Raw genomic sequence first — 19084 nt, 5'->3', positions numbered from 1 at the left:
TCAGCCCTTGCTGCCCCGATGCGGGGATGAGAGCGCGCGATCGCTCTCGGCGGCGATGAAGTCGAGGATCTGCATGACCGGCTCGCTGCCCGCGTAATCGTCGCGAATGGCGGCGGCATTGGCGCGGATCGAGCCCTCGCCCTCGAAAATCTGCTTGTAGGCGCGCCGGACCTCATGGATCGTCGCCTTCTCGATGCCGGCGCGCGACATGCCGACCACATTGAGGCCGCTCAGCAGGCCCGGATTGCCGTTGAGCATGCCGTAGGGAATGACGTCGTAGGACACGGCGGAAAGACCGCCGATGAACGCCTGCCGGCCGATGCGGGTGAACTGATGCACGGCCGAGCCGCCGCCCAGGATGACGCGGTCCTCGACGATCACGTGGCCGGCCAGCATGACATTGTTCGACATGACGATGTGGTCGCCAAGGATGCAGTCATGCGCGACGTGGGAATTGGCCAGGAACAGGTTGTTGTTGCCGATAACCGTCTTTCCGCCGCCGTCCGTGGTGCCCGTGTTGACGGTCACGCCTTCGCGAAACGTGCACTTCTCGCCGACGGTGAGCGTCGTTTCGGCGCCATCATGATGCAGGCTTTGCGGATCACCGCCGACGACGGAGTTCGGAAAGAAGCGGCAGCCGCAGCCGATGACCGTGCGTCCCGTGACAACCGCGTGCTGCAGCAGTTCCACATCATCGTGAAGAACGACCTTGGGCCCGACATAGCAGAAGGGACCGACGACAACGTTCTCTCCGACGACCGCCCCGTCCTCAACGACGGCGAGCGGATGGACCCTTGCACTGGCGGCAATCATTTTCAGGCATCTTCCTTTTTCACGATCATGGCGCCGATATCAGCTTCGGCGACGAGATGCCCATCAACTTTTGCATCGCAGTGAAACTTCCAGATATTGCCGCGCTGCTTCTGCTTCACGACATGGAATTCCACGCGGTCGCCCGGCACGACCGGCTTGCGGAAACGCGCATTGTCGATGGTCATGAAGTAGACGAGGTTCGAGCCGGATGCCGCCTTGCGCGCGCAGATGGCGCCGGCCGTCTGGGCCATGCCCTCGACCAGCAGCACGCCGGGCATGATGGGGTGATCGGGAAAATGCCCCATGAAATGGGGTTCGTTCACCGTGACGTTCTTGATGCCGATGGCGGAATTGTCGCCATCGATCTCGATGATCTTGTCCACCAGCAGGAACGGATAGCGATGGGGCAGCAGCGTCAGGATTTCACGCAGGTCGGCTACGCCCAGGGTGGCCTTCGTCGTCTCTTCAGTCATCCTTGCTGCCCTTCTTCTTGTCTCGCGCGCTGGAACGCAGCGCCATTTCCGCTACGTCACGAAGGAAATCACGCATCGGGCGTGCCGGAATGCCGCCGTATCGTTCACCCGGCGGGATGTCGCCGACAACGCCGCTCATGGCGGCGATCTGCACGCCATCGCCGATGGTGATGTGGCCGTTGATACCGGAGGCGCCGCCAATCATCACGCCGTCGCCGATGCGCGTGCTGCCGGCAATGCCGACGCCGCTGACGATGCCGCAATGGCGGCCGATGCGCACGTTATGGCCGACCTGCACCTGATTGTCGATCTTGGTGCCCTCGCCGATCACGGTATCGTCCATCGTGCCGCGGTCGATCGTCGTATTGGAGCCGATCTCCACATGGTCCTGGATGATCACGCGGCCGATCTGCACGATCTTGATCATGCCGGGCTTGAGACCGGGTGCATAACCGAAACCGTCCTGGCCGATGCGCGCGCCCGGATGGATGATGACCTCGTTTCCGACCAGGGCGCATTGCAGCGTCGCGCCCGCGGCTATGGTGCAATTGCGGCCGATGCGGACATCCGCACCGATGATGACGCCGGGGCCGATGCGGGTTCCCTCGCCGATCTCCGCGCCCTTGCCGACGACAGCCATGGGTTCGACCACAACGCCCGCTTCGAGGCGCGCGCCGGGATCGACGAAGGCCGCGGGAGAAATGCCGGTGGAATCGGACGTCGTCACGCCCGGACGCATGGCTGCGGGATGAAGCATGGCGCCCGCGATCGCAAAGGCGGTGTGGGGGCGCTTCGAGAGCAGGACGGCGATATGCGACGGGACGAGCGACGCCAGCGCGGCGTCGCACAGGATTGCCGTCGCCTCGCTCGTCTCAAGCTCAGCACGCATCTTTCGGGAAAGGATGTAGCAGAGGTCGCCCTCTTTCGCACGACTTACGGGCGAGACGTTACGTACGATGCGGTCGGCATGCGCCGCATCGGCAAGCTCCGCCCCAAGCGCTACCGCCAGGTCTCCCAGACGAATGCCTTCGTGGGGCGGAAAGAACCAGTTATGTTCCATCGCAAGACTCCAGAACGTCCAAATACTCGCGGTTCTGGACGCGCTGCATCAGAACTGGGTTGCGATACCGAACTTGAAGCGCTGGGTCTCGTCAAACTCTTCCTTCTTGATCGGAACAGCATAGTCGAAGCGCAGCGGGCCGAACGGCGACGCCCAGATGATCGAGGCACCGACGGACGCGCGCAGGCTCATATCCGTACCCCGAACCCGGTCGGAAGCGGCATAGGCGACCTTGTTGCCGTAAAGCGTACCGGCATCGATGAAGACGGCGCCACGGAAGCCGGAGTCGCGCGGGATGGCCGGCAGCGGGAACGACGCTTCAGCCGAAGCCGTGAAGAACGTCGTGCCACCGAGCGCATCGCCGGTCGATGTGGCGCGCGGGCCGATACCAGCCGACTCGAAGCCACGCAATTCGCCCGCCGAGAGGGTGAACTGATCATAGACACGAACCGTGTCACCCGTACCCCACATGTGACCGCCGCTGACGGACAGCGAGCCGATGACATCGGCATCTTCCAGCAGCGTGTGGAAGTAACGCGCCTTACCGGAGATCTTGTAATAATCGGAGTCGCCACCGAGGCCGGCGAATTCCTGCGTGATCTGCGCGAAGATACCTTCACGCGGCAGCGTGCGATCGTCGATCGTGTCGAAGGTCAGGCTGTGCGAGATCGACGAACGAACCCAGGGGCCATTGTTCACCGCATCCCAATACGGCGTCGACAGGCGGGGATCATTTGTCGCAAGCGACGACCTATAGTCGAGCTTCGTGTAGTTGTACCGGAACGTCGTCGACAGATCTTCGGTGATCGGCGCGGTGACACGCAGCGTGAAACCCTGCGAGTCGACGCGGTAGTAGTCTTCGCTCCGGTCTTCGTTCTTGAAGATGTCGAAGCCTGCCGCCAGACGATAACCGAGGAAATAGGGCTCGGTGAAGTTCAGGCTGTAGTTACGCGAGTCCTCACCGCCACCGGCGGCAACGCGGATATATTGACCGCGACCAAGGAAGTTCTTCTCTTCGATCGACGCTTCAAGCTTGAAGCCGCCGTCATTGCCCGTCTCGTAACCGGCGCCAATACCGAACGAGCCGGTCGACTGGTCCTGGACATCGACGACGAGAACGACGCGGTCGGCTTCGCTGCCCGGCGCGGTGGTGACCTCGACGGAAGAGAAGTAACCGAGTGCCTCAAGGCGACGCTTGGCGCGCGTAATGACTTCCTGGTTGAAGGCATCGCCTTCGCCGATATCGAACTCGCGACGGATGACATAGTCACGCGTGCGGGTGTTGCCGCGGATTTCGATGCGCTCGACATAGGCGCGCTCGCCCTGATCGACGAGATAGTCGACGGCGATCGTGCCATTGCCGAGGTCGCGGTTGCCGCGCGGCGTCACGCGGGCGAACGGATAACCGTTTGCCGCGACGCGCTGGGAAATCGCGGACATCGTGTCCTGCACATCCTTGGCACGGTAGGTCTTGCCGGCCTTCGTCTCGACGAGACCCTTCAGCTCCTCGGGATCGATACCCTCGACCGTCGATTCGACATTCACGTCGCCGAAGTTGTAGCGCTGGCCTTCGTCGACCGTGAAGGTGACGACATATTCGTTCGACGCCTCATCCAGAACGGCATCCGAAGAGATGACGCGGAAGTCGGCATAACCGTTGTTGAAGTAGAACTGGCGCAGCGCCTCTTCATCGGCGCGCAGCTTTTCCGGGCTGTAGACGTCCTTACGGGTCAGGAACGACAGGAAGTTCGACTTCTTGGTCAGGATGACGGAACGCAGGCGGCCGTTGCTGTAGGCCTGATTGCCGACGAAATTGATCTGCGAGATCTTCGTGCGGTCGCCTTCATCGACGACGAAGGCGAGGTTCACGCGACCATTGCCCAGCGGGTAGGTCTGCGTGGTCACCGTTGCATCGCTGCGGCCGATGGCGGCATAGGCGTCGCGAATGGCCTGCTTGTCGGCCTCGATCGTGGCTTCGCTGTAAGGACCCTGCGAGCGCGAGCGGAGAACCGCCTGCAGCTTGTCATCCTTGATCTTGCGGTTGCCGTTGATGACGACTTCGTTGAGCAACTGGCTTTCGTTCACCGTCACGACGAGCGTGCTGCCGGAAACGGCAACCTTGACGTCGGAGAAGTAGCCGGTCGCGTAAAGGCGACGAACGGACTCATCGATGTCGGCACTGGTGAAGTTCTCACCGGGCTTGATCGCCAGGTTGGCCTTGACCGTGTTCGCGCTGACGCGGTCGGCGCCATGCACCTGAATGTTGCGAATGACGGCCGCCTCTGCAACGGTTGCGGAGACAAGCGTGGCAACAGAGCCGCCCGTAACGACCATACTTGCCGACAAGGCTACGGCAGACACGGCGTTCAAAAAGTTCGAACCAGCTTTCATCTTCACAACTTACCTTCGTTTTACGTCCGGCAGGCATGCCCGATTCCGGACACGATGCCGTTTTAACCGCTTTTGCCATACAAGCAAGGCCACGCGTTAATTTCTGTTTACTTCGATTGCAACAGTGGCCTCAACGCCACTAATTGCTTTTCATCACGGTAAACAGAGCGTTAGCGCCCTCACCCGGACTGCGGCTCCCCTTAATAATATGGCCCCGACGATGCCGGCGGCCTTCAGCCAAGAAGCATGGATATGTCGTTCCAGGTCGCGAAAACCATCAGCATGAGCACCAGCGCCATGCCGATGCGAAATGCGACGTCCTGCGCCCCGGGCCCGACAGGCCTGCCCCGGACAGCCTCTACCGCATAGAACATCAGGTGGCCGCCATCAAGTACCGGAACCGGCATCAGATTCAAAAGTCCAATGGAAACAGAGAGAACCGCGGCGAGTTGCAGCAATGCGGCAACACCGAGCGTGGCCATCTGGCCGGATGCCTGCGCCACGCGGATCGGGCCGCCGAGCTGGTCCGCCTTCATGCGGCCGGTCACGAGGTTCGACAGATAGTCGAACGTACCCGTCACGATATGCCAGCTCTGGACAACACCCTGCCCCACGGCTTCAAGCGGTCCGTACTCCACGACGCGGAAATTGCCGGTCTCCTGATTGGTGACGATACCGATCAGGCCGAGTTCCACCTTGTTGCCGAACTGGTCGGTAATCTCCGTGCGCTTCGGCACCATCGGAAGATCGAGGTCCTCGCCGCCGCGGCGCACCGTCACGGTGATCGGCAGCTCGGGGCGTACGCTCACATAGCGGCGAACGTCGTCGAAGGTCGTGACGGCATGGCCATCGAGCGCCACCAGCAGGTCGCCGGGACGTACGCCCGCCTCCTGCGCGGCGCTGTCCGGCCGCACTTCCGCAACGATCGGATCCGCGATCTGGCGGCCGTAGATGGAAAACATCACCGCGAAGATCGCGATGGCGAGGATGAAATTGGCGATGGGGCCCGCGGCGACCGTCACGGCCCTTTTCCACAGGGCAGCACCGAGGAAGGTGCGCTTGCGCTCGCTTTCCGGCAGTGCCGCAACGGCGTCGTAGTCAGGCGTCGAGGCCGGATCGTCATCGCCGAGGAACTTGACATATCCGCCCAGCGGAATGGCGGAGAGTTTCCAACGCGTCCCGTGTTTGTCCGTGAAGCCCAGGAGTTCGGGGCCGAACCCCACGGAGAAGGCGGTCACGCCGATACCGGACCAGCGGCCCGCCAGATAATGGCCCATTTCGTGCACGAAGACGATGAGCGTCAGCACGATCAGGAAGGGAACGATATAGCCCGTCACGAAACCGAGCGAGCCTGCAAGCATTTCCATATATCCAGTCCCCAGTCTGTCGCGGTCACGGGCCGAAAAGGAACACGCCGGCGGGCGTGTTGACGGTGCCCTTCATGATCGCGTCGCCCAATGCAATGAGGAACGCGGCGAAGCAGGCAAAAACAAGGCCGTCGACGCGGTCCATGACCCCGCCATGCCCCGGAATGAGACGGCTGGAATCCTTCACGCCGAAACGGCGCTTGATGAAGGATTCGAAGAGGTCGCCGATCTGGCTGAAGATCGACAGGACCAGCGCGATCGCCGGCACCCACAAACCGTTCAGCGAGAAGAACGCCATGTGGACCAGCGTGCCGGCAACGACGGCCGAAACCGCACCGCCAATGGCGCCCGACCAGGTCTTGCCCGGCGAGATCGATGGCGCAAGCTTCGGGCCGCCGATGGCCCGGCCGATGAAATAGGCAAGGATATCGGTTGCCCAGACGACGGCGAAGATGAAGAGCATGGCGGCAAAACCATGCGCGGTGTCGCCGCGGATCGCCGCAAGCGAGATCACCGTCAGGCCCGAATAGACGATGCCGCCGGGCAGCCAGCGGCTGGACCTCGCGACCAGCGCATAAGCGATGCCGATGACGGTCGCGGCCAGAAGCGCCGGCAGGGCCAGCTCGTCGAAATCGAAAAGCACGAGCGCAGCCACAAGCGCGACGGCCAGCCAGCCAAAGGCGTTGCCGCGAAAATCCGAATCGGCAAGCCGGGTGATCGTCGACCACTCGTAGTAGATCAGGACGCCGATGCCGGCCGCGAGCACGCGAAAGGCAAAGCCACCGAACCAGGTCGCGGCAAGAACGGCGATCGCCAGCACGATGCCGGAAATGATGCGCAGGCGCAGTTCAGTCTGCATCAGGAACCCACTGCAAGCGTGGTGGCGGGCTGCAACCCGCCAAACCGCCTCTCCCGCATGGCATAGCGCGAGAGCGCGGCGACGAAGGTGTCGCGCGAAAAGTCCGGCCAGAACTCGGGTATGAACATCAGCTCCGCATAGGCGGCCTGCCAGAGCAGGAAATTGGACAGGCGTTCCTCACCGCTCGTGCGGATGACGAGATCGGGGTCCGGGATTCCCGCGGTATCGAGCGCCGCACCGATCCGTTCCGACGTGATGGCGGATGCCTCGAGGCGACCGGCCGCGACCTCGGCTGCGAGCTTCCTTGCCGCACGCGCGATCTCGTCGCGCGCGCCGTAGTTGAACGCGATGATGAGCGTTATGCCTGTGTTGGCGCGCGTGGTTTCCTCCGCTTCCAATAAAAGCGGGAGAATATCGCCGGACAGGTTCGTCTTGTCGCCGATGATGCGGATGCGCACGTTCTGCTTGTGGAGAACCGCAAGGTCACGCCGGATAAAGGCCTTCAGGAGGCCCATGAGGTCCGAGACCTCGCTTTCCGGACGGCTCCAGTTTTCCGACGAGAAGGCAAACAGGGTCAGATAGGAGACGCCGCACTCGGCGGCCGTCTTCACGGCCTCGCGCACGGCCTCGACACCCTTGCGGTGTCCCATGGCGCGCGGCAGGCCGCGTGCATTCGCCCAGCGGCCGTTGCCATCCATGATGATGGCGACGTGAGCCGGAACGGTACTGGGCGAAAGCTGGTTCATGGACAATCCGAAAAAGAAGAAAAGCAGGCGAGCCTTTGCTTTAAACCTGCATGATTTCCTTTTCCTTGTCCGCAAGCAAGCGATCGACGTCCAAAATCGTCTCGTCGGTCATCTTCTGCACCTTTTCAGACTGCGCACGGCTCATATCCTGGCCGATATCGCCATCCTTTTCGGCTTTCTTGAGGTCGTCCATGCCGTCGCGGCGCACGTGGCGGATCGCGACCTTGGCCTTCTCGGCGTAGTCATGCGCAACCTTGACGAGCGACTTGCGGCGCTCTTCGTTGAGTTCCGGCAGCGGAATACGCAGGTTCTGGCCGTCGATGATCGGATTGAGGCCGAGATTCGATTCGCGGATGCCGCGCTCGACCGCACCGACCATGCCCTTGTCCCAGACGGAAACGGACAGCATGCGCGGCTCGGGAACACTGATATTGGCGACCTGGTTCAGCGGAACGCGCGAACCGTAGGCTTCGACCTGGACCGGGTCGAGCACGTTGGCCGAGGCGCGGCCGGTGCGCAACGAGGCGATGTCGTTCTTGAACGCGTTGATCGCGCCATCCATGCGGCGCTTCAGTTCTTTGAGGTCGATACCTTCACTCATCGGAATACTCCCATTGTCGCAGAACGGCCGCACGCGATGAGCGCGCAACCGTTCCAGAATCAGTTGTCGGTTACGATGGTCCCGCGGCCGCCACCGGTCAATATTTCGGCAAATCCGCCCTTTTCGTGGATCGAGAACACGATGATCGGGATCGAATTCTCGCGCGCCAGCGCCACGGCAGCGACATCCATCACGGCCAGGCCCTTTTCCAGAACCTCGCTGTGCGTCAGGCTATCGAAGCGGGTCGCCGTCGGGTCCTTCTTCGGGTCGGCCGAGTAGATGCCGTCGACCTGGGTCCCCTTGAAGATCGCCTCAGCGCCCATTTCGGCGGCACGCAGTGCTGCGGCCGAGTCGGTCGTGAAGAACGGATTGCCCGTGCCGCCGGCGAAGATCACGACGCGGCCGAGCGAGAGGTGATAGAGCGTGGCGCGCTGCGAGAAGCTCTCGCAGATTTCCGGCATCGCGATGGCCGAGAGGACAACGGTATCGATGTCGAGCTTGCGCAGCGAGGTCGCGAGCGCCAGCGCATTGATGACGGTCGCCAGCATGCCCATGTGGTCGCCGGTGACGCGGTCGCCGCCCTTGGAGGCTACGGCGACGCCACGGAAGATATTGCCACCACCCACGACAACGCCGACTTCGACGCCCAGTGCACGCGCTTCGGCAATGTCGGAGGCGATGCGATCGGCAACGGCGACATCGATGCCGAAGCCCTGCGACCCCATCAGCGCCTCACCCGAGGCTTTCAGCAGAACACGTTTGTAGATTGGCGTGGCGGTCATCGTCGCTCCTGAATTCGTGTGCCTGCTCACCCGTTCGGCCGCCGGACGGGTACCGGGTCGGCTCCGCACGAGGCAGTCCTGGCCGCAGAGAAATTTCGGGGCAGGCATTTCGGCAAGCCGGATACACGAAGGGCGCCGCGTTGTCACGCGGCGCCCTCCTCTTTTCCAAACCGAGATTACTTTTCCCTTGAGGGAGAAGTGAAATCAGCCCTTTGCAGCGGCTGCGACTTCAGCGGCGAAGTCGGACTCTTCCTTTTCGACGCCTTCGCCGAGCAGGAGGCGGGCCATGCCGACGACTTCGATCGGCGCGCCGACGGTCTTTTCAGCTTCCTTGACGGCAGCGCCGACGGTCAGGTCGGGGTTCATGACGAAGGCCTGCGACAGCAGGGCGACTTCCTCGAAGAACTTGCGCATGCGGCCTTCGACCATCTTTTCGATGATGGCGTCCGGCTTGCCGGAAGCGCGCGACTGCTCGATGAAGACGTTGCGCTCGCGCTCGGCGACGGCTGCATCGACTTCCTCGGCGCGGATCGCCAGCGGCGCGGTCGCTGCGATGTGCATGGCAACCTGACGGCCGATAGCGTTCAGGGCTTCCTTGTCGCCGGTCGACTGGAGCGCGACGAGAACGCCGAGCTTGCCGAGACGGTCGGCGGCGGCGTTGTGGATATAGGTCGCGACAACACCGTCTTCGACCGACAGGGCGGCCGAACGGCGCAGGTTCATGTTCTCGCCGATGGTGGCGACGGCATCCTTGATTGTGTCGGTGACCGACTTGCCGGTTGCCGGGTAGGTCACGGCGCCAACGGCTTCGACGGTGCCATCGGTGGTGAGCGCAACGTCGGCGATGCCGCGAACCATGGCCTGGAAGGCATCGTTGCGGGCAACGAAGTCGGTTTCAGAGTTGACTTCGACGACAACGGCCTTGGTGCCGGAAGAAGCGACGCCGATGAGACCTTCGGCAGCCGTGCGGCCCGACTTCTTGTCGGCCTTGGCGATGCCCTTGGCGCGCAGCCAGTCGATTGCCGCTTCGATGTCGCCGTTGTTTTCAGCCAGCGCCTTCTTGCAGTCCATCATGCCTGCGCCGGACTTTTCGCGCAGTTCCTTCACCAGTGCAGCGGTGATTTCAGCCATTGTGAGCCTCTTGTCGGTTGTTGCGTGCCGCCGAAAAACCTCGGCGAACTCAAGGTTTTGGGAACGAATGTACCCGGAAATATGATAGGGTGATGAAGATCACCTCCGGCCCGTGCCTTGAATGCAACCGCTTGGATTGCCGGCAGCAGGGCCTTCAAACAAGCCGAGGCCAGGGATCGTCTCTCTGGCCTCGGTTGATCAGGAAGCTGGAGCGGATCGCTCCGGCCTTGCCTTACGCTTCGGCTTCGAGAGCCGGCTCGACCGGAACTTCGGCGGAGGCGCCGAGGTCACGGCCCGAGGCGCCCTGCTGGCGCGCGATGCCGTCGATGGCTGCGCGGGCGATCAGGTCGCAGTACAGAGCGATAGCGCGCGAGGCGTCGTCGTTACCGGGGATCGGGAAATCGATCGGATCCGGGTCGCAGTTGGAGTCGATGACGGCGACGACCGGGATGCCGAGACGCTTGGCTTCCTGGATCGCGATCGATTCCTTGTTGGTGTCGATGATGAACATCAGGTCCGGCGTGCCGCCCATGTCGCGGATACCGCCGAGAGCCTTTTCAAGCTTCTCGCGTTCGCGCTCGAGGTTCAGGCGTTCCTTCTTCGAGTAGCCCGAGCCTTCCGAGGCCAGGATCTCGTCGAGCTTGCGCAGGCGCTGGATCGAGTTGGAGATCGTCTTCCAGTTCGTCAGCATGCCGCCGAGCCAGCGGGCGTTGACGTAGTACTGGGCCGAGCGCTTGGCAGCGTCGGCAATGATGTCGGAAGCCTGACGCTTCGTGCCGACGAAGAGAACGCGGCCGCCGCCAGCGACGGTGTCGCTGACGACCTGAAGGGCGCGCGACAGCATCGGAACGGTCTGTGCCAGGTCGATGATGTGAACGTTGTTGCGGTCGCCGAAGATGTACGGCTTCATCTTCGGGTTCCAGCGGTGCGTCTGGTGGCCGAAGTGGATGCCGGCTTCGAGAAGCTGGCGCATAGAGAAATCGGGCAATGCCATGCCTAGTTATCCTTTTCCGGTTGAACCTCCGCGAGACGAACAGCCCTTCCTTCGGAAGCGCCACCGGGCGGAACAGTCCGGATTTCTCCCGGACGATCCCATGTCTCACGTGTGGAATGGCTGCCCCATAACCGCAGTTTCCCGGCAAATCAAGGGCAGCGGGGTAAAAAACACGCCGGGGAGCACTCTTTCATCCCGATCAGGCGGTACCGGCGACGGCCGGCACCGCCAAAGCGGCGGATCGCTTATTTGCAGTCCTGCTGCTTGAGCATCTCAAGCTTGGCGAGCTTTCCGCTCAGCACGAACTCGCCGTAGTCCATCGTCAGGTCGCGCGTGATGCCGTTTTCATAGAGCTTGAAGGACATGCGGTAGACCGGCACGGCGTCGCCGTCGCTGGTGTCGTTATAGTAGGCAACGGAGACCGGCCAGAACGCCTGCTTCGAGAAGGTGCCCGCCTTGTCCGCGTCGGGATCGCCCGCCTTGGGCTTCTCCTTCTTGCCGACGACGGCCGTCGTCATCAGCGTCTTGTCACCCGAATCGGAACCATCGAAGATCCGCGATTCGAAGAACCGTTCGCCCTTCTTGGCGTGATCGATCACCTCAAGCATGTGTTCGGTCGGAAAGCGGCTGGCGGCAAGTTCCACCTGCTTGGTATCCGGCGCGGTCAGGTCGACGCTGACTCCGGTCTTTTCCTCGCGTGCGGTGCCGCGCACTTCCTTGTCCAGCTTCTCATCGGTGAAGGAGCGGGTCAGGAAGCGGAAGCTGCCGGTCTTCAGGTCCTCGTAGGTCGTCGTCTGCTGGTCGGTTAGGCGCGTTTCCTCGCCCGTGTTGACCTGCGTGACGAAGCGGAAGCTCACCGTATAGCCGTCACAGGGGCTACCGTTGAATTCGTAGACCATGCGGCCATACATGCCCGCGATGCCGGAACGCTCGCTCGCATCCTTGAGCTGGAGGTCATAGACGGCGCGATGCGGCGCAAGCCCGCTCGCCGGGTTGGCGTAAGCGCCGGTTACGCCGCTGCCGGCGACACATGCCCCGGCTGCAAGCGCCGTGACAAAGGATGAACGAAACATCCGTTTCCTCCTGTTGAATCCAGCGGCGATGTTATATGAACTCTTCCGGCAAAAGCGAGGCAATATCCGTGCGATGACATATTCATTTGCAATGGTGCGATCTGCAATGCCCCTGACAGTCGAACCGCGCCGACCCTATCTGAGGGTGGTGAACACACTACGGAGACCGGAATGTCCGCTGAAATCGAAAACCGCGTCAAGGAACTGGGTTACGATATCCCGGTCGCCGCAGCCCCTGCAGCCAATTACGTGCCCTTCGTCATCAGCGGCAATGTCCTCCACATCTCCGGCCAGCTGCCGATGCGCGACGGCAAGATCGCGGTCACCGGCCATGTCGGCAAGGACGTCGACGTGGCGGGCGCACAGAAGGCCGCGGAACTCTGCGCGCTCGGCCTGCTCGCCCAGGCCAAGGCCGCACTCGGCGACCTCTCGCGCATCAAGCGCGTCATCAAGATCAACGGCTTCGTCGCCTCCACGCCCGATTTCGTCGAGCAGCACCTCGTCATCAACGGTGCTTCCAATTTCCTCGTCGGCGCGCTGGGCGATGCCGGCAAGCATGCGCGTGCGGCCGTCGGCATGGCCGCCCTGCCCCTTAACGCGGCGGTCGAGATCGATGCCATCATGGAAATCGCCTGATGTACAAATTCAACTGGCTGACCGAGCGCCCGATTGCGCATCGCGGCTACCACGATCTCAACCGTGCGGTATGGGAGAACACGCTCTCGGCCTTCTCCCGCGCGGCCGAGGCCGGCTTCTCTATCGAATGCGACCTGCAATATGCGGCCGATGCCATTCCGGTCGTCTTTCATGACGACGACCTGAGGCGCCTTTGCGGCATCGAGGGGGACGTACGCCAGCGCACGGCCGCCGAACTGGGTCTCCTGCCGATCGGCGGCACGGCGGACCGCATCCCGACGCTGAAACAGCTGCTCGATCTCGTGAAGGGCCGGGTGCCGTTGATCCTGGAGCTCAAGGGTCGCAACGGTGACGACGACGGTTTCGCGATGGCGGTTCTGGATGCCCTTGAGGGCTACGACGGGCCCGTGGCGCTGATGAGCTTCGATCACTGGCTCCTCAAGGACCTCAAGGCGATCGGTACCGACCATCCGGTCGGGCTGACGGCCGAGGGCGCGCGCCCGGAAAACTTCGCCGTGCATGAAGACGCCATGCAGTACGGGCTCGACTTCATTTCGTACTATTACGGCCACCTGCCCAACGCCTTCATCAGCCGCCAGCGCGACCTCGGCAAGCAGATCATCACCTGGACCGTTCGCGACGACGAGGCGCGCACGATCACGGCCCTCAATGCGGACCAGATGACCTTCGAGGGCTTCGATCCCCGCGAGCCCCTGACAGCATAGGATGACGGAAACCGTGCGCATCCGCGTCGAAACGACTTTCGCCGATATCGCGGCGGACGACTGGGGCCGCCTTTCCGGCGCCTCCCGGGCGGATGCGCAGACGCCCTACAATCCCTTCATCAGCCACGCCTTCCTGTCCTCGCTGGAAGAATCGTGTTGTGCAGTCGCCGAAACCGGATGGCTCGGCCAGCACCTGCTTCTGGAGGGCGACGACGGTGCCCTGCTTGGCGCCCTGCCCGCCTATCTGAAGAACCACAGCCAGGGCGAATATGTCTTCGATCATGGCTGGGCGGATGCCTTCGAGCGTGCCGGCGGGCGCTATTATCCCAAGCTGCAAGCCTCCGTCCCCTTCACGCCGGCCACGGGCCCGCGGCTGCTTTCCCGCGTCGGCCAACCGGTCGTCGCCACGCAGACGGCGCTTGCCGAGGGCCTCAAGGAGCTAGCGAAGCGGCATGACGTCTCATCGGCGCATGTCACCTTCGCGCCACAGGACGAAATGCCGGTCTTCGAGGCGGCCGGCTATCTCCACCGCACCGACCAGCAATTTCATTTCATCAATGAGGGCTACGGCTCGCACGACGATTTTCTGGAGACGCTGGCGTCTCGCAAGCGCAAGGCGCTGAAGAAGGAGCGCCGCGCCGCCCTCGAGCATGGCATCGAGATCGATTGGCTCACGGGCAAGGACCTGACCGAATCCATCTGGGACCAGTTCTTCGCCTTCTACATGGATACCGGCAGCCGCAAATGGGGCCGACCTTACCTCAACCGGGAATTCTACAGCCTGATCGGCGAACGCATGGCCGAGGACATCCTGCTGGTCATGGCCAGGCGCAACGGCCGTTATGTTGCCGGCGCGATCAATTTCATCGGCAGCGATACGCTTTTCGGCCGGCACTGGGGCTGCATCGAGGATCACCCGTTCCTGCATTTCGAGGTCTGCTACCATCAGGCGATCGACTTCGCGATCGCCAGGGGCCTCACGCGCGTCGAAGCCGGTGCACAGGGCGAGCACAAGCTGGCGCGCGGCTATCTGCCGGTCACGACCCATTCCGCGCACTACATCACCCATCCGGGGCTTCGCCGGGCCGTTGCCGACTATCTGGAGCGTGAACGACGCGACGTGGAGATGATGGGCGAGTATCTGGCCGAACACGGCCCCTTCCGCCGCGGCGGCGGCGACAACGAGATTGAGTGAGACCGGGAGACGGGCATGAGCTACGACACCAACAACATTTTCGCAAAGATCCTGCGCGGCGAAATCCCGTCGCACCGCGTCTATGAGGACGAGCAAATCGTCGCCTTCATGGACGTGATGCCGCAAGCGAACGGCCACACGCTCGTCATTCCCAAGGCGGCATCGCGCAATATCCTGGATGCCGATCCCGAAACGCTGTCGCGCCTCCTGCCCGTCGTGCAGAAGGTGGCGAAGGCGGCGAAGGAGGCTTTCCAGGCCGACGGCGTCACCGTCATGCAGTTCAACGAACCGGCTGCCGGCCAGACCGTCTACCACCTGCATTTCCACATCATCCCGCGTGTGGACGGTGCACCTCTCCGGCCACATTCCGGCGCGATGGAAGATCAGGGCGTGCTGGCGGCGAACGCCGAGAAGATTCGCAAGGCGCTGGCCGGCTGAGACTGTTCAGACGCCGGTAAGCGCAAGTCCCGCGGCCAGGAAGGCCATGGCCGCGGCAATGCCCAAGGGTTGGCGGAAACGTCCGCCGATGAAAAAGAACAGGGCTCCGAACAGGATCGACCCGAGCCGCAACCACAAGGGCGAGTTTTCCAGCACGCCGGTCGGGAAGAAGATGAGCTTGGCGATGACCGCGGCCACGAGCGCCGTGGCGACCGCCCTCACCCAGTTCAGCGTTTCCGAATTTTCGTCGATCCGCTTGCCGGCGATGACGCCGGCCCAGCGCCAGATGTCCGTTGCCAACCAGCCGGCAATGGCGATGTAGATATAGGGCCAGACACCGTCGAAGCTCATTGTCCGGCCTCCTTCTGCCGCAGCCGCTTCTCCGCCCACCATGCCAGCGTGCCGCCGATTATGCCGGCCAGCAGGATATCGTATTCCGGCGCGATGACGGCAAAGAGGTAGCCGAGAGCAAGGCCGATGCCGAGCGCCCAGTAGATCACGCGATGACGGGCCGAAATCCAGATCGAGGTCAGGAAGTAGACCGGCGTCAGGAAGAAGAGGCAGCCTGAGACGATGGGCGGAAAGTGCGAGACGGCGCCGTAGACCAGACCGACGAGAATGATGTTGGTGACCGTCAGCGTGATGCCGAACCCGGCAAAGAACGCCACGCGGCCGGAGCGCGGCACGTCACGCACCTTCTCCATGGCAAAGACCCAGGCGGTGATCGCGACGAAATGCGAGATGATGAGCAGCAGCCAGGTCGGCGTGCGGCGATCGCGGATTTCCGGAATGAGCGCCGCCACCATCGGCATCATGCGCACGGACGAAAGCGTCACGGCGATGAAGGCGGCGGCGACATGCGCGCCTGACAGCATGGAGCCGACGAGGATCACCTTGGCCGGCAGCGCCCAGACCATGCCTGTCATGAACATCACCTGATCTACCGGGATGTTCGCTTCGGCGGTGAAAGCGGCAAAGCCCACGAAAGACAGCATGAGAATGATGGCCGGCAGGCTGAAGAGCCCGCGCATGCCGATGAGGAACCAGTGCAATTGGGATGGATGGGCTGGCGCGGTAGTCATTCAGTTCTCTTGCGAGAGAGGACAGCGCCCCCTCATCCGGCCCTTCGGGCCACCTTCTCCCCGAGGGGAGAAGGAAAGTCAGGGAGGCGACCTCTCGTTTTCCCCTTCTCCCCTCGGGGAGAAGGTGCCGGCAGGCGGATGAGGGGGGGACGGCAAAAGGAAGCCGGGCAGTTTCCTGCCCGGCTCCGTATCATCAGTAAAGCCGTTATTTCTTGCGCGGCACCTTCGGAACGGCGCTGGAAGACTTGCGCGGCTCGTCCTTCGGCTCCGGTGCCTTGGCCTCGGCCGCCTTCTTCGACGACTTCGCCTTGGCAGGAGCTGCCTCGGCGGCAACCGTTTCCTTGGCCTTGCGCGGCTTCGCCTTCTTGGCGGCAGCCTCTTCCACTTCGGCCTTGGGCTTGATCGGCGCGGTCTCCGGCACGGCGTCGAGGATCAGGCCCTTCGAGCCGTCTTCCTTGGTGCCGACGGAGACGCGGACGACGCCGCCCTTCTTGAGCTTGCCGAAGAGGATCTCGTCGGCCAGCTTCTTCTTGATGTTTTCCTGGATGACGCGCGCCAGCGGGCGGGCCCCCATCTTCTCGTCGTAGCCCTTCTCGGCCAGCCAGGCGATGGCGTCCTGCTGGAGGTCGAAGGTGACGTTGCGCTCGGCCAGCTGGGTTTCCAGCTGCATGACGAACTTCTGCACGACCTGATGGATGACCGGCGTCGGCAGCGAGCCGAACGGGATGATCGCATCGAGACGATTGCGGAACTCTGGCGTGAACAGGCGGTTGATCGCCTCCATGTCCTCGCCTTCGCGCTTGGACGAACCGAAGCCGATGGCGGCCTTGGCCATGTCGGACGCGCCCGCATTGGTCGTCATGATCAGGATGACGTTGCGGAAGTCGATCTTCTTGCCGTTATGGTCGGTCAGCGAGCCGTGATCCATGACCTGCAACAGGATGTTGTAGAGGTCCGGATGCGCCTTCTCGATTTCATCGAGCAGCAGCACGCAATGCGGATGCTGGTCGACGCCATCGGTCAGCAGGCCGCCCTGGTCGAAGCCGACATAGCCGGGAGGTGCACCAAGCAGGCGCGAGACCGTGTGCCGCTCCATGTATTCCGACATGTCGAAGCGCAGCAGTTCGACGCCGAGCGAGCTGGCGAGCTGCTTGGCGACTTCCGTCTTGCCGACGCCCGTGGGGCCGGAGAACAGGTAGCTGCCGATCGGCTTGTTAGGCTCGCGCAGGCCCGCACGGGACAGCTTGATTGCCGAAGCCAGCGCCTCGATGGCGAGATCCTGGCCGTATACGACCGACCGCAGTTCCTTGTCCAGGTTGGCGAGCACCTGTTCGTCGTCCTTGGAAACCGTCTTCGGCGGAATGCGGGCCATGGTGGCGATCGTCGCTTCGATCTCCTTTTCGGTGATCAGCTTCCGACGCTTTCCGGCCGGCAGCAGCATCTGGGCCGCGCCGGTCTCGTCGATCACGTCGATCGCCTTGTCCGGCAGCTTGCGGTCGTTGATGTAGCGTGCCGACAGCTCGACGGCGGTCTTGATCGCCTCGTTCGAGTACCGCAGCTTGTGATACTCTTCGAAATAGGGCTTCAGGCCCTTCATGATCTCGATCGTGTCGTCGATGGTCGGCTCGTTCACGTCGATCTTCTGGAAGCGGCGCACGAGTGCCCGATCCTTCTCGAAGAACTGGCGGTATTCCTTGTAGGTCGTCGAGCCGATGCAGCGGATTGCGCCGGAAGACAGCGCCGGCTTCAGGAGGTTGGACGCGTCCATCGCGCCGCCGGAGGTGGCGCCGGCGCCGATGACGGTGTGGATCTCGTCGATGAACAGCACGGCGCCCGGATACTCCTCGAGTTCCTTGACGACCTGCTTCAGGCGTTCCTCGAAGTCACCGCGGTAGCGGGTGCCGGCGAGCAGCGTGCCCATGTCGAGCGAGAAGATCGTGGCATCCGCCAGCGCTTCCGGCACCTTGCCTTCGACGATGCGCTTGGCAAGGCCCTCGGCGATAGCCGTCTTGCCCACGCCCGGATCACCCACATAGAGCGGGTTGTTCTTAGAGCGACGGCACAGCACCTGGATGGTCCGGTTGACTTCGGCGTGACGGCCGATCAGCGGATCGATCTTGCCGCCCTTGGCCTTCTCGTTGAGATTGACGCAGTAGGCGGTGAGAGCATCCTGCTTTTTGGCAGGCTCTTCCTGTTCGTTGCCGCCGTTGCGCTGCTGCTTGGGCTCGCTTTCCGTCTCGTCCGCGCCGCGCACCGGCCGCTGCTCGGAAGCACCCGGCCGCTTGCCGATGCCGTGCGAGATGAAGTTGACGGCGTCGTAACGCGTCATCTCCTGCTCCTGCAGGAAGTAGGCGGCATGGCTTTCACGCTCGGCGAAGATCGCGACGAGCACGTTGGCGCCGGTCACTTCTTCACGGCCGGACGACTGGACATGGATGACCGCGCGCTGGATGACGCGCTGGAAGCCGGAGGTCGGCTTGGAGTCTTCCTCGTATCCGGTCACGAGGTTGGCGAGGTCGTGATCGACATAGTCGGTAACGGTCTTGCGCAGCGCGTCGAGGTTCACGTTGCACGCGCCCATGACGGCCGCCGCATCGGAATCGTCGATCAACGCCAGAAGCAGATGCTCCAGCGTTGCGTATTCGTGATGACGCTCGTTTGCAAAAGTCAGTGCCTGATGGAGCGCCTTTTCAAGGCTTGCAGAAAATGTTGGCACGT

General features: G+C 62.8%; 19 protein-coding genes. 4 read left to right on the top strand and 15 right to left on the bottom strand.

Features of this window, described 5'->3' with window-relative positions:
- The 12 genes from lpxA to K6301_RS06475 all read right to left on the bottom strand — a co-directional run bounded on the left by lpxA (window position 1) and on the right by K6301_RS06475 (window position 12290).
- The gene (gene lpxA, locus K6301_RS06530; RefSeq protein ID WP_247220521.1) at window positions 1–819 is read right to left on the bottom strand and encodes an acyl-ACP--UDP-N-acetylglucosamine O-acyltransferase; all 819 of its coding nucleotides are present in this window, start codon (window positions 817–819) and stop codon (window positions 1–3) included.
- Window positions 816–1286 (bottom strand): 3-hydroxyacyl-ACP dehydratase FabZ, encoded by a 471-nt coding sequence (fabZ, locus tag K6301_RS06525; protein ID WP_247220015.1) that lies wholly within the window; start codon window positions 1284–1286, stop codon window positions 816–818. Before fabZ ends, lpxA begins: the two co-directional genes overlap by 4 nt.
- Window positions 1279–2346: a UDP-3-O-(3-hydroxymyristoyl)glucosamine N-acyltransferase gene (gene lpxD / locus K6301_RS06520; RefSeq protein ID WP_247220013.1), complete on the bottom strand. Its 1068-nt coding sequence runs from the start codon at window positions 2344–2346 to the stop codon at window positions 1279–1281. The genes fabZ and lpxD overlap by 8 nt, the downstream gene beginning before the upstream one ends.
- Window positions 2347–2394: 48 nt before the next feature.
- On the bottom strand, window positions 2395–4737 hold the full coding sequence (gene bamA / locus K6301_RS06515) for an outer membrane protein assembly factor BamA (RefSeq protein ID WP_247220011.1): 2343 nt from the start codon (window positions 4735–4737) through the stop codon (window positions 2395–2397).
- A 233-nt stretch (window positions 4738–4970) separates the two neighbouring features.
- The gene (gene rseP, locus K6301_RS06510; RefSeq protein ID WP_247220009.1) at window positions 4971–6104 is read right to left on the bottom strand and encodes an RIP metalloprotease RseP; all 1134 of its coding nucleotides are present in this window, start codon (window positions 6102–6104) and stop codon (window positions 4971–4973) included.
- Window positions 6105–6129: 25 nt separating this feature from the next.
- On the bottom strand, window positions 6130–6963 hold the full coding sequence (locus tag K6301_RS06505; RefSeq protein ID WP_134649141.1) for a phosphatidate cytidylyltransferase: 834 nt from the start codon (window positions 6961–6963) through the stop codon (window positions 6130–6132).
- A complete protein-coding gene (locus K6301_RS06500; protein WP_134649140.1) occupies window positions 6963–7709 on the bottom strand; it encodes an isoprenyl transferase in 747 nt (248 codons plus the stop codon). The genes K6301_RS06505 and K6301_RS06500 overlap by 1 nt, the downstream gene beginning before the upstream one ends.
- 40 nt (window positions 7710–7749) lie before the next feature.
- On the bottom strand, window positions 7750–8310 hold the full coding sequence (gene frr / locus K6301_RS06495; RefSeq protein ID WP_247220007.1) for a ribosome recycling factor: 561 nt from the start codon (window positions 8308–8310) through the stop codon (window positions 7750–7752).
- A gap of 59 nt (window positions 8311–8369) precedes the next feature.
- Window positions 8370–9092 (bottom strand): UMP kinase, encoded by a 723-nt coding sequence (gene pyrH, locus K6301_RS06490; protein ID WP_134649138.1) that lies wholly within the window; start codon window positions 9090–9092, stop codon window positions 8370–8372.
- A gap of 204 nt (window positions 9093–9296) precedes the next feature.
- Window positions 9297–10223, bottom strand: a complete 927-nt coding sequence (gene tsf, locus K6301_RS06485) for a translation elongation factor Ts (protein WP_247220005.1) — start codon at window positions 10221–10223, stop codon at window positions 9297–9299.
- Window positions 10224–10455: 232 nt separating this feature from the next.
- Window positions 10456–11217, bottom strand: coding sequence for a 30S ribosomal protein S2 (gene rpsB, locus K6301_RS06480; RefSeq protein ID WP_134649136.1), 762 nt, complete (start codon window positions 11215–11217; stop codon window positions 10456–10458).
- Between the two features lie 245 nt (window positions 11218–11462).
- Window positions 11463–12290, bottom strand: a complete 828-nt coding sequence (locus K6301_RS06475) for a cell envelope integrity EipB family protein (protein WP_247220003.1) — start codon at window positions 12288–12290, stop codon at window positions 11463–11465.
- A 171-nt stretch (window positions 12291–12461) separates the two neighbouring features.
- On the opposite strand from K6301_RS06475, the gene K6301_RS06470 reads away from it, so the two are divergent.
- The 4 genes from K6301_RS06470 to K6301_RS06455 are packed head-to-tail and all read left to right on the top strand — an operon-like array spanning window position 12462 to window position 15284.
- On the top strand, window positions 12462–12926 hold the full coding sequence (locus K6301_RS06470; protein WP_134649134.1) for a RidA family protein: 465 nt from the start codon (window positions 12462–12464) through the stop codon (window positions 12924–12926).
- Complete coding sequence (locus tag K6301_RS06465; protein ID WP_247220001.1) at window positions 12926–13651, top strand: glycerophosphodiester phosphodiesterase; 726 nt, start codon at window positions 12926–12928, stop codon at window positions 13649–13651. The genes K6301_RS06470 and K6301_RS06465 overlap by 1 nt, the downstream gene beginning before the upstream one ends.
- A 1-nt stretch (window position 13652) precedes the next feature.
- Entirely contained in the window at window positions 13653–14846 is a 1194-nt protein-coding gene (locus K6301_RS06460) for a GNAT family N-acetyltransferase (RefSeq protein ID WP_247219998.1), read from the top strand.
- Window positions 14847–14861: 15 nt separating this feature from the next.
- Window positions 14862–15284, top strand: a complete 423-nt coding sequence (locus K6301_RS06455; protein ID WP_247219997.1) for an HIT family protein — start codon at window positions 14862–14864, stop codon at window positions 15282–15284.
- Window positions 15285–15290: 6 nt separating this feature from the next.
- On the opposite strand, the gene K6301_RS06450 is transcribed toward K6301_RS06455, so the two are convergent.
- The 3 genes from K6301_RS06450 to clpA all read right to left on the bottom strand — a co-directional run bounded on the left by K6301_RS06450 (window position 15291) and on the right by clpA (window position 19082).
- The gene (locus K6301_RS06450) at window positions 15291–15635 is read right to left on the bottom strand and encodes an AzlD domain-containing protein (RefSeq protein ID WP_247219996.1); all 345 of its coding nucleotides are present in this window, start codon (window positions 15633–15635) and stop codon (window positions 15291–15293) included.
- The gene (locus K6301_RS06445) at window positions 15632–16366 is read right to left on the bottom strand and encodes an AzlC family ABC transporter permease (RefSeq protein WP_247219995.1); all 735 of its coding nucleotides are present in this window, start codon (window positions 16364–16366) and stop codon (window positions 15632–15634) included. Before K6301_RS06445 ends, K6301_RS06450 begins: the two co-directional genes overlap by 4 nt.
- 205 nt (window positions 16367–16571) lie before the next feature.
- The gene (clpA, locus tag K6301_RS06440) at window positions 16572–19082 is read right to left on the bottom strand and encodes an ATP-dependent Clp protease ATP-binding subunit ClpA (protein WP_247219994.1); all 2511 of its coding nucleotides are present in this window, start codon (window positions 19080–19082) and stop codon (window positions 16572–16574) included.
- Window positions 19083–19084: the final 2 nt, after the last annotated feature.

Source organism: Shinella oryzae (genome assembly GCF_023038235.1).
GTDB classification, from domain to species: domain Bacteria; phylum Pseudomonadota; class Alphaproteobacteria; order Rhizobiales; family Rhizobiaceae; genus Shinella; species Shinella sumterensis.
This window is presented reverse-complemented; position numbering and strand designations above follow the sequence as displayed.